This is a genomic window from Pseudomonas frederiksbergensis, assembly GCF_000802155.2.
Lineage (GTDB): Bacteria > Pseudomonadota > Gammaproteobacteria > Pseudomonadales > Pseudomonadaceae > Aquipseudomonas > Aquipseudomonas frederiksbergensis_A.
The window spans coordinates 1-1,007 of record NZ_JQGJ02000059.1; the positions used below are offsets into that span (position 1 = coordinate 1).

The following is a 1,007-nucleotide window of genomic DNA, read 5'->3' on the forward strand; positions in this document are numbered from 1 at the left end:
CCTCGCGAGCAAGCTTTGCTCCCACAGATCTAAAGGATGTACGACCAAGAGAGCCAGGTCGGCTCTAAAGCCGCCTCGCGAGCAAGCTTTGCTCCCACAGATCTAACGGATGTACGACCAAGAGAGCCAGGTCGGCTCTAAAGCCGCCTCGCGAGCAAGCTTTGCTCCCACAGATCTAACGGGTGTACGACCGGGAGAGCCAGGTCGGCTGTCAGGCCGCCTCGCGAGCAAGTTTTGCTCCCACAGATCTGACGGGTATACGACCAAGAGAGCCAGGTCGGCTCTAAGGCCGCCTCGCGGTGGACGTTGATCTCGGGCGCCCCGTTAACCACGCTGGCCGAACGCAGGCATTGTGGAGTGGGCATCCCGGCATGGATGCCGGGATAGCCGCGCTGGGCCATGGATGGCCCTTCGCGGCGGGCCCACGGAGCAATGCCGGAGTGAGGGCATGCCGAGCCTAAGCGAGGCACCGAGTGGTGGGGCAGGAGCGCTTTGGTTACTTTCGCGCTTTTCGAAAGTGACCCGCCGTCAGGGCGGAACCCTAAGTAGCCGTTACCTAAATAACGGATATACACACAAAAATCCCCCGCTCCCACAGTCCGTCATCCCAAGGCTACGGAGCCTTGCGCCATTGCCTACAACTACGCCAGAATCCGCCGGCTTGTGTGCCTTGGCCCGAGACTCTAACGTTTGCAGGTCGCTGTCAGTTCAGCGATCGGGTTTAGCAGCTCGGCACAATATCAAGGCACGCAGGTCCGCTTTATGGCGGCTGTGCGTGGGGCACTTCGGTGCGCCGGGTTCCTTGATTCCTGGTCTGCTAACCCGCGTACCGCCGCCACCCTTTTCGTTTAGCAGCGATGCCTGGCGGCTCCATTAATCAAGGAGCGTCAACCATGCACAAAGCCACCCCCAACCCTCCAGAACCAGAAACCGATCCCAAGAAACTCCAGGAAGCCACCGATCGCGCGCTCGACTACTACCTGAACCCCAAACAGGCCAAATCCGAG

General features: G+C 60.3%; 2 pseudogenes. One reads left to right on the top strand and one right to left on the bottom strand.

The features are described from left to right. Positions 1-287: 287 nt before the first annotated feature. Positions 288-401: pseudogene (locus tag JZ00_RS31835) on the bottom strand (nucleoid-structuring protein H-NS); the annotation flags it as partial. A 492-nt stretch (positions 402-893) separates the two neighbouring features. On the opposite strand from JZ00_RS31835, the pseudogene JZ00_RS32190 reads away from it, so the two are divergent. Then, a pseudogene (locus JZ00_RS32190) lies at positions 894-1,007 on the top strand (DUF6124 family protein); the annotation flags it as partial.